The organism is Nocardioides sp. NPDC057772, assembly GCF_042798075.1.
GTDB lineage: Bacteria > Actinomycetota > Actinomycetes > Propionibacteriales > Nocardioidaceae > Nocardioides.
The window spans coordinates 20,260-43,106 of the sequence record NZ_JBHVKN010000023.1; the positions used below are offsets into that span (position 1 = coordinate 20,260).

Here is a 22,847-nt window from a genome sequence, read left to right on the forward strand (position 1 = left end):
CTCCTCGGTCGGTGGCTGGCGTCATGGCCGCCCAGCCGAGGCGCACCGGAAAAGATGATGAACACGCCGGACCGGGAGCGCCTCACGGCGCAAGGCCGCTCGTAGCGGCTGAAGTTGGGACCCGGGGCTGCCGCAGCCCGACGTGTTCGGCGACCAGTGTAACGGTGCCCCCAACCTCTGCCACATCAAAGCGAGCAGGAGGCTACCGCACCGAGACTCACGTCAGCCGGTGGTCCAGCTCGGCGTGCCCCGCGGCCTCGAGCTGCTCGGAGAGCTGCAGCATGTTGCGTACGTCCTTGGCGGCTGCGTCCGGGTCCAGGGCCGCCCGCCCGGCGGCGATGACGCGGGAGAAGGCGGCAGCGCGGAGGAGCACCACGGCGAAGTCGCTGCCGGCGATGCCACGCAGCACCTCGTCGACCATCGCCTTCAGCTCCTGCGGGCCCGGCGGCTCCGCGACCCCGGCCACGACCTGCGCGACCTGGGCCTTCGCCCGCCCGGCCTCGAACTCGCGCGCGGCGCCGACCGGGTCGGCGTAGACCCAGCTGCGGAGCAGGTAGAGCCGCCACAGACAGCCGGCCAGCGACTCCGCCGGCGAGCTCGACCACACCTCCGCGATCGTCTCGATGCCCTCGGACTCGGCCAGGTGCAGGATCCGCTCGGCGACCGCGGGGTCGTCGCTCTCCCGCGCGCCGCGTACGAGCGCCGTCGCCGCCGCGTCGGCCGCCTCCTGCACCAGGGCAGGGTCGTCGCCCCCGAGGAGGGAGTCGAAGAAGCCGTCCCCGGGACGCATCGGCGAATGAAACTCTCTGGGCATCAGATCGAGCGTAGCGGCCGCCGCGGCCATGTAACACGTCGTTCGTAGGACTGGTCGCCCTGTCAGAACGACCGGATAGTCCTACGAACGACGTGTTACACCGCGCCCGCGCCGGCTCGGCACCGTTCCGAGATCAGCCGAGCAGCTTGCGGATGCGCGCGTCGGAGACCTTCTCGGCGGTGCCGAGCTGCTGCGCCCAGAGCTGGACGCGGTACTCCTCGAGCATCCACCGCACCTGGCGCAGTCGCGGCCCGGGCGGACGGCCCTCGGCCAGCGCCTCGACCTGATGCAGGTAGGCGTCCTGGAGCGACGCGATCCGGTCGTGGGTCGTGCGGTCGCCGCGCAGGTCGCTGTCGAGCTTGCGACGGCGCTCGACGATCGCCTTCAGATAGGTCGGGTAGCGCCGGATGTGCTGGGCACCGGCCTCCGCGACGAAGCCGCGGTGGACCAGCCGAGCGAGCTGCTCCTTCATGTCGGTCAGGGCAGGGAGCTGGAACATGTCGGCCCGTCCGGAGAGGGCCTTGTCTGTCTCGCGGTACGCCTCGAGGGCCCGCATCACGTCGGCCAGGACCGCCCGAACGGCCGCCACCAGATCGGCTTGGCTGCCGGCGGCGGCCAGCAGCGCGGCGTACGTCTCCTCGGTGCGCGGCAGCGGACGGGCATCGACCAGCTGGCGGACGACGGCCGCTCGGCAGTCCTCGACCAGCTCGGCGGCGCTGGGGTAGGGAGAGCCGGCCAGCGCGAGCTTCTCCATGGTGGTCAGCCCGTCGACCACCTGCTTGCCGACGTCGGGCAGCGCCAGGAGCAGCAGCCGGGCGACGCCGAGCCGGTGACGGGCCTCCGCCTCCTCGACAGACCCGGCGACCACCAACCCCACCGTCGTGCCCTCGTCGGAGAGGCACGGAAAGACGGTGACCTCGTGGCCCGCCCGCTTCTCCGTCACCGTCGTGGAGATCGACCCGAAGACCCACGAGGTCTCGCCGGTGCGGGTGTGGCCCGCGGAGGCGGCGACCTCGGCGATCGCTGCCTCGAACTCGCCTTCGAGCGGCGCCTTGAGCGCGTCCAGGTCCTTGCCGCGAGCCGTCTCGCGGCCGTCCTCGCCCACGACCCGGTAGGTCGGCCGCAGGTGCTCGGGCACTTTGTCCCAGTCCCACGCCTCGCGCGGGATGTGCACGCCGGCGGTCGAGCGCGCCCAGCGCTCCAGCGCCGTCAGCAGCGGCTCCTCACCCGGAGGTGTCTCCTTCAGGAACGCCCGCGCCTTGTCGGGAGCCGGCACGAAGCTGACCCGCAACTGCTTGGGGAGCGACCGGATCAGCGCGGTCACCAGCTCCTCGCGCAGCCCCGGCACCAGCCAGGAGAAGTCGTCGGCTCCGACCCGGTTGAGGGTCGCCACCGGCACGTCGATCGTCAGTCCGTCGTCGGCCGCACCCGGCTCGAACTGGTAGCTCAGCGAGAAGGTCAGCGGGCCGCCCCCAGGATTCTGCAGAGCCCACTCGGCCGGGAAATCCGCCTCGGTCACCTCACCGGCGGCTTCGTTGGTGAGCATCGAGAGGTCGAAGGTGAGCAGGTCGGGCGTCTCCCGGCGGGCCTGCTTCCACCACTGGTCGAAGTGAGCCCCCGACACGATCGATGCCGGCAGCCGGCGGTCGTAGAAGTCGAAGAGCGCGTGCTCGTCGACCACGATGTCGCGGCGGCGGGCCCGGTGCTCGAGCTCCTCCGCCTCCTCCATCAGCTTGGCGTTGTCACGGAGGAACCGATGGTTGGTACGCCACTCGCCATAGACCAGCGCATGCCGGATGAAGAGCTCACGGGAGAGCTCGGGATCGATCTTGCCGAACGCCACGGGACGGTCGGCGACCAGCGGGACGCCGTAGAGCGTCACCTTCTCCCGGGCCATCACCGAGGCGCGCTTCTGTGACCAGTGCGGCTCGGAGTAGGTGCGTTTGACCAGGTCACGGCCGAGTCGCTCGGCCCACTCGGGCTTGATCGAGGCGTTCTGCCGGGCCCAGAGACGCGAGGTCTCGACCAGCTCGGCAGACATCACGAACTGAGGGTTCTTCCGGTGCAGCGCCGATCCGGGGAAGATCGCGAACTTCGCACCGCGCGCGCCCTCGTACTCCCGCGGACCCGGCCGCCGCCGGTCGCGACCGGCAGCGGCATCCGCCTTCTTGTCGCGCTCCTCCAGCGCCCCGATGTGCGAGAGCAGGCCGGAGAGCAGCGCCTGATGGATCCCGTCGGCGTCATAGGCCGCTTTGTCGTCGCCGTCCTCGTGACCGATGTCACGGTGCCCCTTGCCGAGGTCGATCTTCATCTCCCGGCACACCTGCCGCAGCTGCGACTCCAGGTCCTGCCACTCCCGGACGCGTACGTAGTGCAGGAACTCCCGCTTGCACAGCCTCCGGAACGCACTCGACGAGAGCTCGTGCTGCTGCTCCTTGAGGTAGCGCCACAGGTTGAGCCAGGTCAGGAAGTCGGAGGTCTCGTCCTTGAACCTGGCGTGCAGCTGGTCGGCCTGAGCCTGCTCCTTGGGGTGGTCCTGCCCCGGACGCTCGCGCGGGTCCTGGAGCGAGAGCGCGGCGGCGACGACGATGACGTCGCGTACGCAGCCGAGCCGCTCGGCCTCGAGCACCATCCGCGCCAGCCGCGGGTCGATCGGCAGCCTCGCCAGCCGCCGGCCCAGCTTCGTCAGCCGCTGGCCCCGCATCGCGCCGAGCTCCTCCAGCAGCTGTACGCCGGCGGTGATGTTGCGCCGGTCGGGCGCCTCCACGAACGGGAACCGGGCGATGTCGCCGAGCCCGAGGGAGGCCATCTGGAGAATGACCGAAGCCAGGTTGGTCCGCAGGATCTCCGGGTCGGTGAACTCCGGCCGCCCGAGGAAGTCCTCCTCGGAGTAGAGCCGGATCGCGATGCCCGCCTCGACCCGCCCGGTACGCCCCGAGCGCTGGTTCGCGGAGGCCTGCGAGATCGGCTCGATGGGCAGGCGCTGCACCTTCGTGCGTGCGGAGTAGCGGGAGATGCGGGCGACGCCGGTGTCGACGACGTACTTGATCCCTGGGACCGTCAGCGAGGTCTCGGCGACGTTGGTGGCGAGCACGATCCGGCGGCCGGTGTGGGGTGAGAAGACGCGGTGCTGGTCGGCGGCCGAGAGCCTCGAGAACAAGGGCACGATCTCGACCAGACCGGTCGACGGGCCGCCGCGGTTCAGGCCGAGCGCGTCGGCGAGGGCGTCGGCCGCGTCGCGGATCTCCCGTTCGCCGGGGAGGAAGACGAGCACGTCGCCGGGTCCCTCGGCGGAGAGCTCCTTGACCGCGTCGACGATGGCCTCGGTCTGGTCGCGGACGACGACCTCGCCCTCTTCGTCCTCCTCGGAGAGCTCCATCAGCGGGCGGTAGCGGACCTCGACCGGGTAGGTGCGGCCGGAGACCTCGATGATCGGCGCCGGCTCGCCCGTCCTCGGGTCGGAGAAGTGGGCCGCGAACCGCTCCGGGTCGATCGTCGCGGAGGTGATGATCACCTTCAGGTCCGGCCGCCGTGGCAGCAGCCGGCGCAGGTAGCCGAGCAGGAAGTCGATGTTGAGCGACCGCTCGTGGGCCTCGTCGATGATGATCGTGTCGTAGCGACGCAGGTCGCGGTCGCGCTGCAGCTCGGCGAGCAGGATGCCGTCGGTCATCAGCTTGATCCGGCTCGCGGCGGAGGACTTGTCGGTGAACCGCACCTGATAGCCGACGAGATCCCCGAGCTCGGTGCCGAGCTCGGAGGCGATCCGCTCGGCGACCGACCGGGCCGCGATCCGGCGCGGTTGGGTGTGCCCGATGATCCCGTTCGATCCGCGGCCCAGCTCCAGGCAGATCTTGGGCAGCTGCGTCGTCTTGCCCGACCCGGTCTCACCGGCGACGATCACGACCTGGTGGTCACGGATGGCCGCGGCGATGTCCTCGCGGCGCTGGGTGACCGGGAGCTCCGCGGGATAGGTGATCGCGACGGAGGTGGCGGCGGGCTGGTCGGACTCGGACATGAGGTCTCCCATTCTCCCCCGGCGCACCCCTCGACCGCACATCGGTTTCTCCCGAGGGCTCAACCGGGACCCGGCCCGCCGGGTGGCGGGAGCGGTCGATGTGATTCCCGCCACAGGCCGGGTTCCGTGAGGTATGAACCCGGGAGGACGCTGGGTACACCCCCGTTCACCGAAGGAGTGGCCCCCCATGACCGAGACGACCGACGACCAGATCTTCCCCGACGCGCCCGTCCGCCCGCCGTTCGACCCGGAGCTCGTACCGGTCCTCGAGCTGGTACGCGAGGCGATGCCGTCCCTCTCGGCCGAAACCCTCTCGGTGGCCCGGCAGCAGAGCACCGACGGCTTCCCCGGCATGGAGCCGGTGGACCTGACCGTCGGCGGTGCGGTCACGGTCGAGGAGCGTCAGGTCCCCGGCCCCGAGGGCGACCCCGACATCACGCTGCTGATCCTGAGCCCCGCCACCGATGGCCCACCGCGGCCGGCGGTCTATCACACCCACGGCGGCGGCATGGTGATCGGCAACCGCCGGCTCGGGGTGGAGATGTTCCTCGACCAGGTCGCGGCCGGCAACGCCGTGGTCGTCTCGGTGGAGTACCGCCTCGCTCCGGAGCACCCCGACCCCGCGCCCGTGGAGGACTGCTACGCCGGCCTGGTCTGGACCGCCGAGAACGCGGCCGAGCTCGGCATCGAGCCCGAGCGCATCATGATCGCGGGAGCGAGTGCCGGTGGTGGCCTCGCCGCCGGCACGGCGCTGCTCGCCCGCGACCGCGCCTTCCCGAAGCTGAGCCACCAGATCCTGATCTGCCCGATGCTCGACGACCGGTTCGAGACCCACAGCAGCCACATGCTCGACGACGAGGGCGTCTGGGACCGCCAGGCCAACCTGTTCGGCTGGACGGCGCTGCTCGGCGACCGCCGCGGCGGCCCCGACGTCTCCCCGTACGCAGCGCCGGCCCGCGCCGAGGACCTCACCGGCCTCCCCCGCACCTACATCGACACCGGCTCGGCGGAGACGTTCCGCGACGAGACCCTGGACTACGCCCGGCGGCTCTCGGAGGCCGGGGTCAGCGTCGACCTCCACATGTGGGGCGGCGGGTTCCACGGCTTCGACCTGATGGCCGGCCACGCCGCCGTCTCACGTGCCTCCGTCGCGACCCGCGAGGAGTTCGTCCGCCGAGCGCTCGAGGGCTGATCCGCTGGTCTGCTCGCTTCCGGTGGGCGAGAGCAGGCCCGGGAGGTTCGGGGGCGAGATCCGATCGGCAAGCTGCGCCACGCAGAACGGGCGATCTCGACATGAGATCGCCCGTCGGCTCCGCTGCGCGCTGCTGGTGGTCAGCAGACGTCGATGAAGTTGATCGGGTCCCAGTTGATGGAGCGCTCACCGTGCTTCGCGGTCGACCTCAGGTACCGGTCACCCCAGCTCCGCTCGAAGTAGGTGTTGGTTCCGCTGGTCTGGTTGTTCTCGAACTCCGGGGTGTTGGTCGAGTAGAAGGCGGAGAGCGAGTGCGTCTGGCACCGGTAGAACTGGAACACCTTGTAGGTGCTGCGGGTCGGGTCCCACACGTCCACGCACAGACGACCCGACGGGCAGTCGTACTCCCGGACACCGGTCGCCCGGTAGGCGACCGCCTCTGCCGCCGGCGAGACCGTCGGCGACACCGCGGCCGCGACCACGCCCTCCCGAGCGTCGTCGCCGGCCTTCGTCGCCGCGTCCGTGCCTTCGCCGGTCGCCGCCATGGCGCCGGAGCTGATGCTGGTGACCGCCATCGTGAGTGCCGCCGCCGCGAGGATGCGCTTGATCATGAGCTTTCCTTTCAGAGAACCTGATGTGGAGCAATGACGCTCCGAGGTTCGGGTCGGCGGCCACGTCGGCGAAACCTTTTTGGCCAGGGCCGAAAGGCGTATCAGGACGCCGCCGCTCCGCTCAGCAGCTGCACCCCGAGGCTGGTGATCTCGTGACAGACCGAGGTGCCCACGCGCCGGGTGGTGATGAGTCCGCCTTCGCGGAGGATGCTCGCCTGCTGGCTGGCGGAGCCGACCGAGATCTCGCACCGGCGGGCCAGCTCACCGGTCGAGCACCCGGTCCCGATCGCGGCGAGCGCGGCCGCCCGCGTACGCCCCAACAGCGCGGTCACCGACCGCCCGGGCACCGATGCCGACTCTGCCGAAGCCGTGAGTCCGGTGGCCGGCTTGGCAGTGGGATAGACCAGCATCGGCTCCGGCCCGGGATCGCACAGCTTGATCGGGGTGTCCGGCTCGCAGAAGTAGGACGGCTGGAGCAGGAGGCCACGGCCCTCGAGGCGTACCTCGGCGTCTTTGTAGTTCTCGATCTCCAGCACCGGCGCCCGCCAACGGCACCCGGGAAGCCCGGCCAGCACCGCCCCGACGCCCCTGGCGGACATCTGTTGAGCGCGCATGCGCCGGTCCGCGGCGACGACGTCCGACAACGATCGCCACACCGGCGCGATCGCGCCCTCGTGATAGATCGCCACCGCCCGCCCCAACGTACGCAGCGCCGACGTCTCGGCACGACGTACGGCTTCGAGCCAGGGGGTCAGCCGACGCTGGTCCGCCATGGCGGCCACCTGCGCGGAGATCGTGGCCCTCGGCGTACGCAACGAGATCTCCATCCCGTCGCCGAACCCGTGAGCACCGCCCGACGGCGTCAGGAAGTCCGGCGAGATGCCGCGCGGTGGCGCGATCTCGGCGAGCGGTCGCACCACCTCGCGCGGCAGTGTGTGCAGCGTGTGTCGACGCCACGGCGTCAGCTCCACGGAGCGCCCGTGCGTCTGGAGCGCATGCAGGCTGAGCTGCACCTCCCAGAGCGCATCGGGTCCGTCGGCGATCCTGACCCGGGCAAGGTCCTCGTAGGTGAAGTGAATCCGCAGCATCGAGTCCCCCCGAGCATGATGGCGTCTCCAGCCGCTTCCGCGACCATCGTCCGACCATGCTGCGCGCCCGACCTCACAGACTTCTGACAGAAATCTGCCAGCCCTGGGATCCGCGAGCCGGAACAACCCGCGGTCGCTTCCCTTGGCCCGGGCACCTAGATTATGTCCCCATGACCGGGGAGCCGAGCGAGACCGAGATCCAGGAGGCGCTGCGTGCGCTCCGCGGAGAGGACGAGACCCAGGACGGGCGGTCGGTGCAGACCGTTCGCGACCTCCATCGGCTGCGCGACGCGCTCACCCGGTTCGGCGACGACGAGCCGTCCGGCGACACCCACCCGGCACGGAACAGGTTCCGACTCTGAGTCGAAATCGGCCAATGGGTGGGACGCCGAGTTACGTAGGCGATTTCAAGAGGGTTACCGTTGCTGATCGTGACCGAATCTCTAACAGTGCGTGACAACCGCACCGGGGTGGAGTACGACATCCCGATCACCGACGGCACCATCCGCGCCGCCGACCTGGGGAAGATCAAGGCCGCCGACCCGGCTACCCAAGAAGAAGGTCCCGGCCTGGCCGTCTACGACCCCGGCTTCGTCAATACCGCTTCGTGCCGATCATCCGTCACCTATATCGACGGCGACAAGGGGATCCTCGAGTATCGCGGATACCCGATCGAGCAGCTCGCGGAGAACTCCAACTTCCTCGAGGTCTCCTACCTCCTGGTCCACGGCGCGCTGCCGACCAAGGAGGAGTACGACGCGTGGGTGCACGAGATCACCTACCACACGTTCGTGCACGAGAACATCAAGGAGTTCATGCAGGGCTTCCGCTATGACGCCCACCCGATGGGCATGCTCATGGCGTCGGTCGGTGCGATGTCGACGTTCTACCCGGACGCCGCCAACATCTCCGACCCCGACAACCGCCGCCTGCAGATCATCCGGCTGATCGCGAAGATGCCGACCCTCGGCGCCTGGGCGTTCCGGCACGCGCAGGGCAAGCCGTACGTCTACCCGGACAACGACCTGTCCTACACCGGCAACTTCCTCTCCATGCTCTTCAAGATGAGCGAGTCGAAGTACGCACCGGACGAGCGCATCGAGAAGGCGCTCGACACCCTCTTCATCCTGCACGCCGACCACGAGCAGAACGCCTCCGCCAACGCGGTCCGCAGCGTCGGCTCGACCCAGGTCGACCCCTACTCCTCGGTGGCCGCCGGCGTCGGCGCCCTCTTCGGCCCGCTCCACGGCGGCGCCAACGAGGCCGTGCTCCGGATGCTGCGCCGCATCGGCAAGGTGGAGAACATCCCCGCCTTCATCGAGGGCGTCAAGGCCGGCAACGAGCGGCTGATGGGCTTCGGCCACCGGGTCTACAAGAACTACGACCCGCGGGCGAAGCTGATCAAGCAGCAGGCCTACAACGTGTTCGAGGTGACCGGCACCAACCCGCTCCTCGACATCGCCCAGGAGCTGGAGAAGATCGCGCTCGAGGACGAATACTTCGTCAAGCGCAAGCTCTACCCCAACGTCGACTTCTACTCCGGCCTGATCTACGAGGCCCTGGAGTTCCCCCCGGAGATGTTCACCGTGCTGTTCGCCATCGGGCGTACGCCGGGCTGGCTCTCCCAGTGGCTGGAGCTCGTCCAGGACAAGGAGCAGAAGATCGCCCGTCCGAAGCAGATCTACACCGGCGAGCGCGGTCTCGAGTTCGTGCCGCGCGACGTGCGCTGGGCGTGACGGCTCCCGACACGCAGACCCCGTCCACCACGGCCGTGGTGGACGGGGTCGTCTGGGATTTCGGGAATGTGCTGATCCGCTGGGACCCGCTCCCCGCGATCGCCGCCGGCATCGGTGACGCCGACGCCCGTGCCTTCCTGGAGTCCTACGACTTCGGCTCGTGGAACTACGCCCAGGACGCCGGCCGCACCTGGGCCCAGGCGCTCACGGTGCTCGAGCAGGAGGCGCCCGAGTGGATCGCGGCAGGGGCGGCGTACGTCGACAACTTCCCGCTCTCGCTCCTCGGTCCGGTCCCCGGCACCCATGAGCTGGTCCGCGAGCTCGCGGCCGTCGGATTCCCGCAGCTGGGGCTGACCAACTGGTCGGCCGAGCTCTATCCCCACGCTCCCGCGACGTACGACGTGATCGAGCTGCTCGCCGACGTCGTGGTCTCCGGTGAGGTGCGCCTGGCCAAGCCCGACCCGGCGATCTACCGCCTCGTCGCCGAGCGCGCCGGACTCCCGCTGGAGCGGCTGGCGTTCATCGACGACAGCGTCGCCAACGTTGCCGCCGCCGCGGCTCTCGGCATGCAGGCGATCCATTTCACCGGGGCCGAGCAGCTCCGCCGGGACCTGATGGCGCTCGGCCTTCCGGTGACGGCCTCCTAGACGAGACCCTGCTCGGGCGCACGTTCCAGGCGGCGTACGCCTGCGAAGGACATCGACAGCAGCGCGCTGCCGGAGATCACCGCGGCGACCACGAGCAGCCAGGTGTCGAAGCCGACCGCGACGGCGACCGGTCCGACGAGCGCGAGACCGACGGGGCGGGCGACGAACGAGCCCACGATGTCGAAGGAGTAGACCCGGGAGAGCTTGTCCTCGGGGATCTCCTGCTGGATCGCGATCTGCCAGAAGACGTCGAAGACCTGCAGCCCGAACCCGTGCAGGAAGGCGCCGAGCAGGATCGGCCAGAGCGTGTCGGAGACGGCCATCGAGATCGGGAAGAGACCGGTCATCGCGAGGAAGACCACGCCCACCGAGAGCAGCCGGCGTGGGCGGAACCGCAGGCAGAACAGGCCACCGACGAAGAAGCCCGCCATCAGGGCTGCGAGCGCGAACCCCCACGACGCCCTACCGATGCCCTCGCCGACCACGATCGGCCCGAGCACGCTGTGGGCACCCGACCAGAACAGGTGGTAGAGCAGCGCCTGCAGGATCAGGAACCACAGCCACGAGTGCCGCATCACCTCGCGGAAGCCCTCCCCCAGGTCGGCGAGCATCGAGGCCTTGCGCGGCTCTCGGTCGTGCGGGACGCGCATCCCGGAGTAGGCGATCGCGGCGATGGCGAAGGTGACCGCGTCGATCGAGATCGCCCACCCCGGCCCGACGGCCGCGACGAGCACCCCGCCGAGGGCGTAGCCGACGGTCGCGGCGGTGGTCTGGAGCAGCGACCGCAGCGAGATGGCGGCGCCGAGATCCTCCTCGGGCACGACGACCTTGGTCATCGCCATCGCCGAGGGCTGGTTGAGCGCCGCCACGATGCCGGCGAGGCCACCCATCACCGCGATCGACGGGATCGTGGCGACGCCGAGGATCACCGTCGCGGCCAGTGACCCGATCACGACGGCGCTGATCGCCGCCGTGCCCTCCATCATCACCTTGCGCGAGACGCGGTCGCCGAGGACGCCCCCGGCCAGCGTGGTCAGCACCTGGCAGGCCGCGAACACAGCCTCGACCAGGCCGAGCTGGGTCGCGGTGCCACCCAGGTCGAGCACCGCGAAGGCCAGCGCGACCGGAGTGATCGCATTGCCCAGCGACGAGGACGCCGTCCCCGTGACGAGCCGGCGGAAGTTGCGGTGCCTCAGCGGCGTGGGGCGCTTGGCCGGCGCGTCGGCGGTAGCGGTCATGCCTTCAAGGTAATTCGTCAGCGAACTATTCGCCATCGAATTATCAGAGAGCGAAAGGTAGGCTCGGCCCATGGCAGACACCGAAGACCGGGCCGACCGTCACGTCGCCCGATGGCGCGACCACTGGATCGACGTCGACTTCGACGACGAGATCGAGGCGATCACGGTGCGGATCGGGTTCATCGCGAAGTTCTTCGACGACGCCCTCGCCGCGGCCGCGAGCGAGGTCGGGCTGGCCCACTTCGAATACAAGACCCTCCACATGCTGATGATCCGCGACACCCCCGGCCACGCCTCGCCCACCGCCCTCGCCAAGGACCTCGACATCAGCCCGGCCGGGATGACGGGCCGGCTCGACAGCATGGAGAAGGCCGGGTGGGTGCGGCGTACGGCCTCGGTGGAGGACCGCCGCAAGATCAGCGTCGAGGCGACGAAGGCGGGCATCGAGATCTGGCGACGGGCGATGGACCTGCGGGGCGAGGCCGAGACCAGGCTGCTGCAGACATTGAGCTCCGAGCAGCGTACGGAGCTGGCGGCCCTGCTCAAGCAGGTGACTCTGCGGATCGAGGCCGAATAGGCAGGTTCCCGGCTTCTCTTCGAGACCGCATAGCCCTGTCTCAGCCGGTTCACAGGGACGCTGGCCACACTCGAAGACATGACCGAACTCCCTCCTCAGCAGCCGAGTGGGACCCCGCCGCAGTGGACTCCCCCGGCTCCTCCTGCCGGATCCACCCAGCACCCCGCCGGCCCGTTCGCGGCCCCGCCGGCCCAGACCTCTGTCATGCCGGCCGCGCCGGCGGCGCCTGCCAAGAAGCGCACCGGTCGCACCGGTCTCGTCGCGGCGGTCCTCGCCGGTGCCCTGGTCGCCGGCGGCACCGCGGGCGTCGGGGGCGCGGCGATCTACGACGCCCTCGCCGGTGACGGCACCGGCGGCGGCGCGCACACGCCGGCCACCTCCCAGGTCGTCGACGCGAAGGCCCCCGAGGGCAGCATCGAGAAGGTCTCGGCCAAGGTCCTCCCCTCGGTGGTGAAGATCGAGGTCGGCTCCCAGCAGGGCTCCGGCTCGGGCTCCGGCGTCGTCATCTCGTCCGACGGCACGATCCTGACCAACAACCACGTCGTCGAGCTGGCCGCCAACGGTGGCAGCGTGACGGTCGACTTCAACGACGGTACGTCCGCCTCCGCCGAGGTCCTCGGCACCGACCCGCTCACCGACACCGCCGTGATCAAGGCCCAGGGCGTCTCCGGCCTGACCCCGATCACGTTCGGCAAGTCGTCGAACCTCACCGTCGGCCAGAGCGTCGTGGCGATCGGCTCCCCGTTCGGGCTCGACTCCACGGTGACCACCGGTATCGTGAGCGCGCTCGACCGTCCGGTCAACGTCGGTGTGGACCAGAACGGCGCGGCGACCGTCTACCCGGCGGTGCAGACCGACGCGGCGATCAACCCCGGCAACTCGGGTGGCGCGCTCGTCGACCTCAACGGCAACCTCGTCGGCATCAACGCCTCGATCCGCTCCGGCGGCGGCGCGACCAGTGAGGACGCAGGCTCGATCGGCATCGGGTTCGCGATCCCGATCGACGAGATCCGCCCGATCGTCGAGCAGCTCGAGAAGGGCGAGCAGGCCACCCACGCACAGTTCGGCATCTCGGTCTCGGACGCTCCCGCGGCCCAGAACGGCCAGAACTCGGTCACCGGAGCCCAGGTCCAGGAGGTCAGCTCGGGCAGCACCGCCGAGAAGGCCGGCCTCCAGAAGGGCGACATCATCACCAAGGTCGACGACCACGTCATCACCGGATCGGACTCTCTCGTGGCGACCGTCCGCTCCTACCGCCCGAACGACGAGGTCGAGGTCACCTGGACCCGCAACGGCGAGGAGCACACCGAGAAGGTGACCCTGGACTCCGACGCCTCCTGATCTCCCCGCAAGACGCAGGGATCCGCAGGGGTCTCAGCGCCGCGGGGTGCCACCATCCGAGCGCCTCATGCCCGACTCTGACCGGGTGTGAGGCGCTAGTGCATCGCCACCGCTCGACTCAAGAGACCTGCTTCTGGACGCTGCACAGCCACTCGACCGGCTCGAAGCCCATGGCCTCGTTGACCTGGATCATGTGGCGGTTGACCTCGGCGTTGTACGTCCCCAGGGTCGGCACCTCCGGACGCTCGGCCTGGAGCAGCCGGAGGTTGGCCACCTTCACCGCCAGCCCGAGCCGGTGGCCCCGATGAGCCGCCTCGACCAGGGTGCCCCACTGGTAGCTCTTGCCGTCCCGGCTGGAGTAGCCGATCACCGTGTAGGCCACCACCTTGCCGTCGCCGTCCAGCGCCACCGAGTGGTAGAGGGTCCGCTTCTGGGCGGCGACCAGCTCCTCGGTCTCGCGCACCTTCGCCACGTCGGGCTCGGGCGCCTCGATGTCCAGGTCACCGGTGGGTGCCTCGGTCTCCAGGCTGGCGTCGAGAACCGCCCAGCTCTCGACGATGTCGTCGGGCACCCTGCCGACCCAGGACCTCAGCGTGTAGTCGCCGTGCCGCTCGGCGGCCTGCGCCGCCAACCGATCGAGGACGTCGTCGGGCACCGGGAGCCTCAACAGGCGGCGTACCTCCACCAGGGCGGGCGCATAGCCCCGCGCCACGCCGAAGTCGCGACCCGGCGAGCCCTCGCCGCCAGAGCCGAGCGACCAGGGCCACCAGATCTCACCCGTCAGCGACGTACGTCCCTGGGCGCGGGCCTCCGCCTCGACATGGTCCAGCACAGCGGTGCCGTGGCCACGCCTGCGGTGGGCCGGCAGCACGGCCACGACGATCGTGGCCCGGTGGAGATTGTCGAGCAGCGGCATGGCCACCCAGGCGGCGGCCACCGTCGTGTCGCCGACCCGGCCGACGTACGCCCGCCGGTCGGTCTTCTCGGTCTGCTGCTGCAGCTCGACGCGCTGCTCCTCACGTGCCCACAGATCGGCGTCGGGGCCGCGTACGTCGAGCCACGACGCGGTCATCACGTCGTACCACGCGTCGAAGACGTCGTCGTCGAACGGGTCGACGCGCTCGATCACCAGCTCACTCATCGTGACCTCTCCACTCTGGTCTCGTCCCAGACCGGCTCTGGGGACTCGTAGACGTCGCCGTTGGCGCCATAGACCAGGAAGCGGTCGAAGCCCCGGGCGAACCAGCGGTCATGGGTGACCGCGATGACGGTGCCCTCGAACGACTCCAGCCCCGCCTCCAGCGCCTCGGCGGACTGGACGTCGAGGTTGTCGGTCGGCTCGTCGAGCAGCAGCAACGTGGCGCCTGACAGCTCCAGCAGGAGGATCTGGAAACGGGCCTGCTGGCCGCCCGAGAGCGAGTCGAAGGTCTGCTCCGCGGCGTGCGCGAGCTCGTAGCGGTCGAGCACCCGGGAGGCGGCCTCCCGGCCCATCCCGGCACGTCCCCGACCGTCAGGCGTGGCCTCGCCGCGGTGCAAGATGTCGAGCAGCGTACGTCCCACCAACTCCGGATGGGCATGGGTCTGCACGAACCAGCCCGGCCGCACGCGGGCGCCGAGCTTGGCCTTGCCACGGTGGCGGACCGGCTCGATGGGGGTGTCCTCGACGGGGCGGTGCTCCACATCGGGATCGGTGCCGCCGCGCGCCAGCAGACGCAGAAAGTGGGACTTGCCCGAGCCGTTGGACCCCAGCACGGCAACCCGCTCGCCGTACCAGACCTCCAGGTCGAACGGACGCATCAACCCGGTGAGCTCGAGCGACTCGCAGACCACCGCCCGCTTGCCGGTGCGCCCGCCACGCAGCCGCATCTGCACCGCCTGCTCACGTGGCTGCTCGACCGGCGGGCCGGCCTCCTCGAACTTCCGGAGCCGGGTCTGGGCCGCCTTGTACTGGCTGGCCATACCGTCGTTGTACTCCGACTTGATCTTCAGTCGTAGGACCAGTGCCTTGATCTTGGCGTGCTCCTCGTCCCAGCGACGGCGCTGCTCCTCGAACCGCAGGAACCGGTCCTTGCGGGCCTCGTGGTAGGACGCGAACCCGCCAGGGTGCGTCCACGTGCTGTTGCCGGCACCGGACGCGCCGAGCTCGACCGTGACCACTCTGGTCGCGGTGTTGTCCAGCAGCTCGCGGTCGTGGCTGACGTAGAGGATGGTCTTCGGGGACTCCCGGATGCGCTGCTCCAGCCAGATCTTGCCGGGCACGTCGAGGAAGTTGTCGGGCTCGTCGAGCAGCAGGACCTCGTCGGGGCCGCGGAGCAGGTACTCCAGGACGAGGCGCTTCTGCTCACCGCCGGAGAGGGTGTCCAGCGAGCGGTAGCGGGCCCGGTCGTAGGGCACCCCGAGCCCGGCCATGGTGCACACGTCCCAGACGACCTCGAGGTCGTAGCCGCCGGCGTCGGCGTACTCGGCCAGTGCTGTCGCATAACGCATCTGCAGCGGTTCGTCCTCCGACGACATCAGATCCAGCTCGCACGCCTCCACCGCCGCGGCCGCCTCACGCACGCGCGCGGGCGCGACCGAGAGCAGCAGCTCACCGACGGTCGAGGAGCCCTTGCCCACCATCTGCCGCATCACCCCGAGGCCGCCCGAGCGCACCACGGATCCGGCCGTCGGGGTCAGCTCCCCGGTGACGATCCGCAGCAGCGTCGTCTTGCCGGCGCCGTTGGCACCGACCAGCGCGACCTTCGCGCTCTCTCCCACCCGGAAGGAGACGTCATCGAGCAGCACTCGCCCGTCAGGCAGCTGGAACCGCACTCCAGCAACGTCCACATGTCCCACAGCCCTCCAGTCTGGCACCCGTGTCGAATGGTTATTCCCGGTCGGGTTGGACACATCGGTCCCATCAGTAGAACGTGACGCTCGACACATTTTGGCGATTACCGATATGACTGACGCCATGCCTCCGCTCGACAGCCAGATCGCTGACCTGCTCACTCTCTTCGCAAAGGGCCAGCCCCTGGAGTCCTACGATCCGCCGACGGCACGAGCGCTCTATCGCGCGCTGGCCGAGGGGGTGCCACTTCCACCCGTCGGCTCCGTGGAGACATCGGCGATCCCAGGGCCCGCCGGCGACCTGGACGTACGCATCTACCGGCCCACCACACAGGGCCCGCTGCCGACGATCGTGATGTTCCACGGCGGCGGCTGGGTGGTCGGCGACCTCGACACCCATGAGGATCAGGCCCGCAATCTCTCCACGATCTGCGACGCCGTGGTCGTCGCGGTCGACTACCGGCTCGCGCCCGAGCACCCCTTCCCCGCCGCCTACGAGGACGCCCTGGCGGCGGCTCGCTGGGTCAGCGACAACACGGCGAGGTTCGGTGGTGACAGCCGGGTCGCGGTCGCCGGCGACAGTGCCGGCGGCAACCTGTCGGCCGCCGTGGCCCAGGCCTTCGCCGCCGAGGGCCGCGAGCTCGCCGGCCAGCTGCTGATCTACCCGGCGACCGACATGACCAGCGGCTACCCCTCCTACGCGGAGAACGGCCACGGCTACTTCCTCGAGCTGCCGACGATGAAGTGGTTCTCCGACCACTACGTCGGCGACGCCGACCGCGCCGACCCGCGGCTGAGCCCGATCAAGGGTTCCTTGGAGGGTCTGGCACCGGCGGTCGTGGTGACCGCGGAGTTCGATCCGCTGCGTGATGAGGGCATCGCGTACGCCAAGGCGCTGGAGAGCTCGGGGGTCCCGACGACCTACCACCACTGCGACGGCCTCATCCACGGCTTCTTCGCCATGGGCCACCACTCGCAGGCCGCGCAGCTCGCGATCGAGGAGACGTGTGCGCTGTTCAGGACCGTGCTTCACGGGTGATTCAGGACACACCCGCAAACCAGGGGTATTCCTGATGACCGTCGTTTGAGGATGGTCCAGACTGGGCCGCATGCCGATTGCTGCCCAGGTCAGTTCCTCTCTACGGGCGATGGTGCGACCGCTGAGCGAGCGTGTCCGCAAGGTTGCCCTGCAGTTCGCGATGCGGGGCAAGGAGTCGCCGATCCCCGACATCACCACGCTGCGCAAGATCCCCGAGCATCTGACCTTCCCGCTGCGCCGTGACGGCGTCGACCCGGTGCCGCTGCTCGCCGAGAGCAGGGCCCAGGCGCCGGTCACCAAGCTCGGCTCGGTGCTCGGCCTCGACATCGTGCTGGTCACCGGACACGCCGAGTCCAAGCACGTCCTCGCCGACAAGGACACCTACTCCAACGACATGCGCCACCTGCTCGGCACGCGCAAGCGCACCGACGCCGAGGGCATCGGTGGTCTCGGCATGACCGATCCGCCCGACCACACCAAGCTCCGCGGGCTGCTGACCCCGGAGTTCACCATGCGCCGCCTGGGTCGTCTCAACGGGATGATCGACCGGATCGTCACCGACGCCCTCGACAGCATGGAGGCCAACGGCCCCGAGGTCGACCTCGTCCAGCACTTCGGCTTCGAGATCCCGTTCCGGGTGATCTGCGAGCTCCTGGGGATGCCCGAGGACGTACGCGACGAGTTCCACAAGCTCGGCATGGCCCGCTTCGACCTCTCCGAGGGCGGCGCCGGCGCCTTCGGGGCCGCCACCGAGACCAGGACGTTCCTCATCGAGCAGGTGCGCCAGCAGCGGGCCGACCCCGGCGACGGCATGATCGGCGAGATCATCCGCAACAAGGGTGCGGAGTACGACGACGTCGAGCTCGGCGGCCTCGCCGACGGCGTCTTCCTCGGCGGCTACGAGACCTCCGCCTCGATGCTCTCCATGGGCGCCTACGTGCTGATGCAGAACCCCGAGGCGTACGAGCTCCTGCGCTCGGGCGATCGGGCCGAGGTCGACAAGGTGGTCGAGGAGCTGCTCCGCTACCTGTGCCCGGTGCAGCTCGCCTTCCCGCGCTTCGCACGTGAGGACCACGACCTCTTCGGCCTGCCGGTCAAGAAGGGCGCGGTCGTCCTGGTCAGCCTCACCGGCGCCAACCGCGACCCCGCGGTGGTGCCGCAGCCGGAGCAGTTCGACCTCCGCAACGCCGAGACCATGCACTTCGCCTTCGGCCACGGCATGCACCGCTGCGTCGGCGCCGAGCTGGCCCGGATGGAGCTCCGCGCCGCCCTCACCGGCCTCGCCCGCCGCTTCCCCGACCTGGCCATGGCCACCGACCCCGGCGACCTCGGCTGGCGCGACCTCTCGGTCGTCTACAGCCTCGACCGCCTCCCGGTCCGGCTCGCGAAGGACCCGGTCCCCGCCTGACCTTCCGCTCCAGCAGCCGATGGTCGGGGATCAAACGGTCGGCCTACCAGGTAGTAACCGACCGTTTGGTCCCCGACTACTGCGGATTCGCCGACTCACCCCGGGCCGGTTCTGTCCTGATCACAGCCCGGTGTCAGCACTCCACACTCGCGCCAGCACGCAGACACACGTCGCGACGCAGATCCATCTGAAGGCAGGATGACGTGGCGCGGGCGTACCGGCTACAGCGGCACCAGCCCCTGGCGCGAAGGCCAGAAGAATCACGGGGAGGGCCGGGTGGACGGCAGCCGCCGTATACGAGAGCGCAAGGCACCCCAGGGTCGCCCATCCGCTCAGCCAGGGCAGCCCGACCAGCCTCGTCAGGACAAGGCCACCCCCACCGACGACCGCCACGAAACCGGCGATCACCCACCCAAGCCTGGCGAACGGGTCGCCCCAGCCCTCGGCGTCCAACACCCAACGCCATATCGGCCACCCAGCCACGGCTAGAGCCACCGCGACGATCCAGGCTGCGTACGAACGGAGAATGGCGCGGTACCAGGTGGGGTCTGACCTGCTCATGCGCAGATCGTGGCGGACCGGCGCGGTGCCACGCATCGGTACGGATACTCAGATCCGCCCCTCTCCCGGCCACCCGTGAACTACCGCAGGCAGGGCCTGAGCGAGTCAGCCGTTCCAGCGCTGAGGTGTCGGCTCCTCGCTGATCGCGACGGCGATCCAGGGCGCCAGGAGGTACGCCGGGATCGCCAGCAGCGGCAGGCTCGTCATCGGGGTCGCGATGATGACGAACGCGGCCCCGGTGCAGAACCGCCCCAGTCCGGCGCGCATGCTCAGGAACGCCCCGACGACCGGCCCGATCAGCCCCACCACGACCATCACCGGAACGCTCACCAAACGCGACGGCTCGATCCCGGAGCTCGTCACGGCGAGGTAGACAGGCAGCACCGTCACCAGGCTCAGCAGCGCCGCGACGCCCCAGGCCTGGTAGGAACGGGCCAGGCGCTGACGGTTGGTCAGCGCGGGAGTCATCATCGCAGGATCGGTCATGGGCGGAGTCTGGCAGCGCATCTGGCGCGGTCGACCTCGAGACGCGCTGGACGGCGGAAACCAGCACCTGGACCGTTCAGGCGCGGCGGGTCTCCAGGACGCGGAAGCCCTTGGCGCTGCCGATGCGGATGGTCGGGAAGCCCTGCTCGCCGAGCCAGCGCTGGAGCGAGTCGCCACCGAGGTTCTTGCCGACGACCATGACGGCCCGGCCGTCGGGCGCGAGGCGCGGGAGCCAGGTGAGGAGCAGCTCGTGGAGAGCCTGCTTGCCGATCCGGATGGGCGGGTTGCTCCAGATCTCGTCGTACGTCATCTCCGGGTCGATCTCGGCCGGGACCGCTGCGCGATAGCGGTCACCCAGACCGAGCTTGGCGGCGTTCTCGTTCGCGAGGAGCACGGCGCGCTCGTTGACGTCGACGCCGGTGACCTGGGCGGATGGCGCGGCCAGGGCGCAGGCGAGGCCGATGATCCCGTAGCCGCAGCCCATGTCGAGGATGTGGCCGCCCTCGGGCGGCTCGGTCTCCTTGAACAGCACCGACGTTCCGATGTCCAGGCGACCCTTGGCGAAGACCCCCGATCCGGAGACCAGCGACAGGTCCATGTCCCACACGGTCGCCGAGACCGGGATCCGTTCGAAGGGCACCGAGGGGTCGGCGGAGAAGTAGTGCTCGTCGTCAGTCCCCGTCAACCTCGTTCGCCTCTCTGCGGTTCATGGTGCGCTGGTGCTGGGCCGCCAGCATGTCGTCGGGCGGATACGCGACCTCCTCGAGGGTCAGCCCGTTGGCCGGCGCGATCGGGATCGACGAGGAGCGCGAGCGCGAGGCCAGCGACTCCTTGGCCCAGGTGACGTCCTTGCGGCCCTCCCCGATCACCATCAGGCAGCCGACCAGGGAGCGCACCATCGAGTGGCAGAAGGCATCGGCCAGAACCGTCGCCTCGATGATCCCGTCGGCGCGTCGCTCCCAGGTGAGCTGGCGCAGGTCGCGGATCGTGGTGGCGCCCTCGCGCGGCTTGCAGAAGGTGGCGAAGTCGTTGAGGCCGACCAGGTCGGCGGAGGCGACGTTCATCAGCGACAGGTCGAGCGGCCGGGTGCGGTAGAGCACGTGTCCTCGCTGCAGCGGATCGACGTACGCCGGGTCGTCCACGATCCGGTAGACGTAGCGCCGCCACAGCGCCGAGAACCGGGCGTTGAAGCCTTCCGGAGCCTCGACGGCGGCACGGACCCGCAGGTCGGCCGGGAGGATCCCGTTGAGCCGGCGCACCAGCGAGTCGAGCGGCGACTGCTCCGAGCGTCCCCGCGAGGACTCGAGCACGTCGGCGCCGATGTCGAAGTGGGCGACCTGCCCGCGCGCGTGCACGCCGGAGTCGGTGCGCCCGGCGACCGTCACCCAGACCTGGGACCGCTCCCCCGTCGCCGGCACCCGCAGCGCGGTCGCCAGGGCGTCCTGCAGCTCGCCCTGGACCGTACGCAGCCCCGGCTGGGTCGCCCAGCCGTGGAACATGGTGCCGTCGTAGGCGAGGTCGATCCTGATGCGCACGGGCCCATTCTCGCAGCGACCACGTCGTTTGCCAGACTCGGCGCATGCGCTACGTCATCTTCGGGGCAGGGGCTGTCGGCGGTGTCGTGGGTGGTCTGCTGCACCGGGCAGGGCTCACGGTCACCCTCGTGGCCCGCGGTGAGCACCTCCGTGCGATTCAGGACACCGGCCTCAGGCTCGACACCCCAGACGGCGTCCTGACCCTCGACGTCGCCGCCGTCGCGGACGCGAGCCAGGTCTCCTGGACCGAGGACACCGTCGTGCTCCTCAGCGTCAAGAGCCAGCAGACCGAGGCCGCGCTCGAGGATCTCGCTGCGTACGCACCACCGAGCACCCCGGTGGTCGCGCTGCAGAACGGCGTCGCGAACGAGCCCCGGATCCTGCGGCGGTTCGCCCGGACGTACGCCATCCATGTCGTGCTCCCCGCCACCTTCCTGACCCCCGGCACCGTCGTCCAGGACTCCGGCGACAAGCCCGGCATCCTCGACATCGGCCGCTACCCTTCCGGCATCGACGAGACCGCCGTCGCGATCGCGAACGACCTGGTCGAGGCCGGGTTCCTGAGCGAGCCGCGCGCCGACATCATGGCCTGGAAGCACCGCAAGCTGCTCAACAACCTCGGCAACGGGATCAACGCCGCGATCGCCCCCGGTCCCAGCGACGAGGAGATCTACGCCCGCTGCCTGGCCGAGGCCGAGGCCGCCCTCGCCGCCGCCGGGATCAGCGTCGTCACCTCCGACCAGGACCGGATCCGGCGGGCCGACCACATCACCAGGCGCGGCCGTCGCAACCACAGCTCGACGTGGCAGAGCCTTGCCCGCGGCAGCGGCGTCGAGATCGACTACCTCGCCGGCGAGATCGTGCTGCTCGGCCGACTCCACGGCGTCCAGACGCCTGTCAACGAGGCAGTCCAGCGCGCGGTCCACGACATCGCCCGCACCAGCGCCGAGCCCGGCAGCATCGATGGCGCAACCTTCCTCGCCGGCCTCTGACCGTCCTACCCGAAAGGGGTGGTCACCCCGCGGCGGATCGGGCAGTCTGCCTGGCATGAGCTACGCCGCACCGCCTCCGCCGTCGCCGTTCCCGCCAACCCACCTCACCGAGGCGTCCCCTCGATCGACCAAGGGCACCGCCATCGTCGTGATCGTGGTCGCGGTGATCCTGCAGCTGGCGATCGCGCTGGTCGGCCTCGTCCTGACGTACGTCCTCGACGGCTCGACGACCAGCATGACCCTCGCCACGATCGCGACCGTCGTGCTCAACGCGCTGGTGTACGCCGTCGTGGCAGCGGGCGCTGCCTACATCGCCCGCACTCCGACGGGTCGACTCCTGGGTATCGCGCTGCCGATGCTCTCCTGGCTGTTGAGCTCCGGGCTCTGGTACGGCCTCCCCCAGCTGCTCGACTTCTACAGTCCTGCCGTCGCGGGCCTTCTCGGACCGCTGTTCCTGGTGATGGTTCTGGCCGGCTGGGGATGCGCCGCCTGGGCCGGCCGCCGTTGGCTTATCGGGCTCCCCGTCACGTATCTCCTGCTCATCGGCGTGCATGTGTCGCTGTCGCTCGCGATGACACCCGCAATGTCCATCGACAACATCCCCGTCATGCTGATCCTGACCGCATTCACCACCCTTGCGACGACCCTCGTCCTGGTCCTCGGCGGGGTCGTCTGCTGGCTGCTCGCCCGTTCCGAGCAGCAGCCCGCCGGGCAGTGACGGTCAGGAAATGACGGCGG

At 69.9% G+C, this 22,847-nt stretch carries 20 protein-coding genes; 10 read left to right on the forward strand and 10 right to left on the reverse strand.

Translation table 11 applies throughout. The annotated features are described in order from the left end of the window. Positions 1–217: 217 nt before the first annotated feature. Together ACFVJS_RS06735 and hrpA are read right to left on the reverse strand one after the other, a co-directional pair. Positions 218–814, reverse strand: coding sequence for a hypothetical protein (locus ACFVJS_RS06735; RefSeq protein WP_378878154.1), 597 nt, complete (start codon positions 812–814; stop codon positions 218–220). A 133-nt stretch (positions 815–947) separates the two neighbouring features. Further along, positions 948–4,841, reverse strand: coding sequence for an ATP-dependent RNA helicase HrpA (gene hrpA, locus ACFVJS_RS06740; RefSeq protein WP_378878155.1), 3,894 nt, complete (start codon positions 4,839–4,841; stop codon positions 948–950). Between the two features lie 175 nt (positions 4,842–5,016). On the opposite strand from hrpA, the gene ACFVJS_RS06745 reads away from it, so the two are divergent. Next, complete coding sequence (locus ACFVJS_RS06745; protein ID WP_378878157.1) at positions 5,017–6,021, forward strand: alpha/beta hydrolase; 1,005 nt, start codon at positions 5,017–5,019, stop codon at positions 6,019–6,021. A gap of 140 nt (positions 6,022–6,161) precedes the next feature. Here ACFVJS_RS06745 and ACFVJS_RS06750 read toward each other — a convergent pair whose 3' ends face one another. Then, positions 6,162–6,632 carry a hypothetical protein gene (locus ACFVJS_RS06750; RefSeq protein ID WP_378878158.1) on the reverse strand — a complete coding sequence of 157 codons (471 nt, stop codon included), beginning with the start codon at positions 6,630–6,632 and terminating at the stop codon, positions 6,162–6,164. Positions 6,633–6,733: 101 nt separating this feature from the next. Next, positions 6,734–7,720 (reverse strand): ArsR/SmtB family transcription factor, encoded by a 987-nt coding sequence (locus tag ACFVJS_RS06755; RefSeq protein WP_378878159.1) that lies wholly within the window; start codon positions 7,718–7,720, stop codon positions 6,734–6,736. 170 nt (positions 7,721–7,890) lie between these two features. Here ACFVJS_RS06755 and ACFVJS_RS06760 point away from each other — a divergent pair, with 170 nt between their 5' ends. The 3 genes from ACFVJS_RS06760 to ACFVJS_RS06770 all read left to right on the forward strand — a co-directional run bounded on the left by ACFVJS_RS06760 (position 7,891) and on the right by ACFVJS_RS06770 (position 10,103). Further along, positions 7,891–8,082 (forward strand): hypothetical protein, encoded by a 192-nt coding sequence (locus ACFVJS_RS06760; RefSeq protein ID WP_378878160.1) that lies wholly within the window; start codon positions 7,891–7,893, stop codon positions 8,080–8,082. Positions 8,083–8,151: 69 nt separating this feature from the next. After that, positions 8,152–9,456 carry a citrate synthase gene (locus ACFVJS_RS06765; protein WP_378878161.1) on the forward strand — a complete coding sequence of 435 codons (1,305 nt, stop codon included), beginning with the start codon at positions 8,152–8,154 and terminating at the stop codon, positions 9,454–9,456. Beyond that, entirely contained in the window at positions 9,453–10,103 is a 651-nt protein-coding gene (locus ACFVJS_RS06770; protein WP_378878162.1) for an HAD-IA family hydrolase, read from the forward strand. Before ACFVJS_RS06765 ends, ACFVJS_RS06770 begins: the two co-directional genes overlap by 4 nt. On the opposite strand, the gene ACFVJS_RS06775 is transcribed toward ACFVJS_RS06770, so the two are convergent. After that, entirely contained in the window at positions 10,100–11,341 is a 1,242-nt protein-coding gene (locus ACFVJS_RS06775; protein ID WP_378878163.1) for an MFS transporter, read from the reverse strand. The genes ACFVJS_RS06770 and ACFVJS_RS06775 overlap by 4 nt on opposite strands. Positions 11,342–11,411: 70 nt before the next feature. On the opposite strand from ACFVJS_RS06775, the gene ACFVJS_RS06780 reads away from it, so the two are divergent. Continuing rightward, a complete protein-coding gene (locus ACFVJS_RS06780) occupies positions 11,412–11,918 on the forward strand; it encodes a MarR family winged helix-turn-helix transcriptional regulator (protein WP_378878164.1) in 507 nt (168 codons plus the stop codon). Between the two features lie 78 nt (positions 11,919–11,996). Next, positions 11,997–13,259 carry a S1C family serine protease gene (locus ACFVJS_RS06785; protein ID WP_378878165.1) on the forward strand — a complete coding sequence of 421 codons (1,263 nt, stop codon included), beginning with the start codon at positions 11,997–11,999 and terminating at the stop codon, positions 13,257–13,259. A gap of 118 nt (positions 13,260–13,377) precedes the next feature. On the opposite strand, the gene ACFVJS_RS06790 is transcribed toward ACFVJS_RS06785, so the two are convergent. Together ACFVJS_RS06790 and ACFVJS_RS06795 are read right to left on the reverse strand one after the other, a co-directional pair. Next, on the reverse strand, positions 13,378–14,400 hold the full coding sequence (locus ACFVJS_RS06790) for a GNAT family N-acetyltransferase (RefSeq protein WP_378878166.1): 1,023 nt from the start codon (positions 14,398–14,400) through the stop codon (positions 13,378–13,380). Then, entirely contained in the window at positions 14,397–16,094 is a 1,698-nt protein-coding gene (locus tag ACFVJS_RS06795; protein WP_378878167.1) for an ABC-F family ATP-binding cassette domain-containing protein, read from the reverse strand. The genes ACFVJS_RS06790 and ACFVJS_RS06795 overlap by 4 nt, the downstream gene beginning before the upstream one ends. Positions 16,095–16,212: 118 nt before the next feature. Between ACFVJS_RS06795 and ACFVJS_RS06800 the strand changes: the two genes are divergently transcribed. Both ACFVJS_RS06800 and ACFVJS_RS06805 read left to right on the forward strand, forming a co-directional pair. Next, positions 16,213–17,127: an alpha/beta hydrolase gene (locus ACFVJS_RS06800; RefSeq protein ID WP_378878168.1), complete on the forward strand. Its 915-nt coding sequence runs from the start codon at positions 16,213–16,215 to the stop codon at positions 17,125–17,127. Positions 17,128–17,197: 70 nt separating this feature from the next. After that, entirely contained in the window at positions 17,198–18,535 is a 1,338-nt protein-coding gene (locus tag ACFVJS_RS06805) for a cytochrome P450 (RefSeq protein WP_378878169.1), read from the forward strand. Between the two features lie 666 nt (positions 18,536–19,201). On the opposite strand, the gene ACFVJS_RS06810 is transcribed toward ACFVJS_RS06805, so the two are convergent. The 3 genes from ACFVJS_RS06810 to truA form a co-directional block, all read right to left on the reverse strand. Beyond that, a complete protein-coding gene (locus tag ACFVJS_RS06810; protein ID WP_378878170.1) occupies positions 19,202–19,582 on the reverse strand; it encodes a hypothetical protein in 381 nt (126 codons plus the stop codon). Between the two features lie 76 nt (positions 19,583–19,658). Continuing rightward, complete coding sequence (locus ACFVJS_RS06815) at positions 19,659–20,267, reverse strand: class I SAM-dependent methyltransferase (protein ID WP_378878171.1); 609 nt, start codon at positions 20,265–20,267, stop codon at positions 19,659–19,661. Further along, the gene (truA, locus tag ACFVJS_RS06820; RefSeq protein ID WP_378878172.1) at positions 20,254–21,117 is read right to left on the reverse strand and encodes a tRNA pseudouridine(38-40) synthase TruA; all 864 of its coding nucleotides are present in this window, start codon (positions 21,115–21,117) and stop codon (positions 20,254–20,256) included. The genes ACFVJS_RS06815 and truA overlap by 14 nt, the downstream gene beginning before the upstream one ends. 44 nt (positions 21,118–21,161) lie before the next feature. Between truA and ACFVJS_RS06825 the strand changes: the two genes are divergently transcribed. Together ACFVJS_RS06825 and ACFVJS_RS06830 are read left to right on the forward strand one after the other, a co-directional pair. Continuing rightward, positions 21,162–22,109, forward strand: coding sequence for a ketopantoate reductase family protein (locus ACFVJS_RS06825; protein ID WP_378878173.1), 948 nt, complete (start codon positions 21,162–21,164; stop codon positions 22,107–22,109). Positions 22,110–22,164: 55 nt separating this feature from the next. After that, positions 22,165–22,827, forward strand: coding sequence for a hypothetical protein (locus ACFVJS_RS06830; protein WP_378878174.1), 663 nt, complete (start codon positions 22,165–22,167; stop codon positions 22,825–22,827). Positions 22,828–22,847 lie beyond the last annotated feature (20 nt).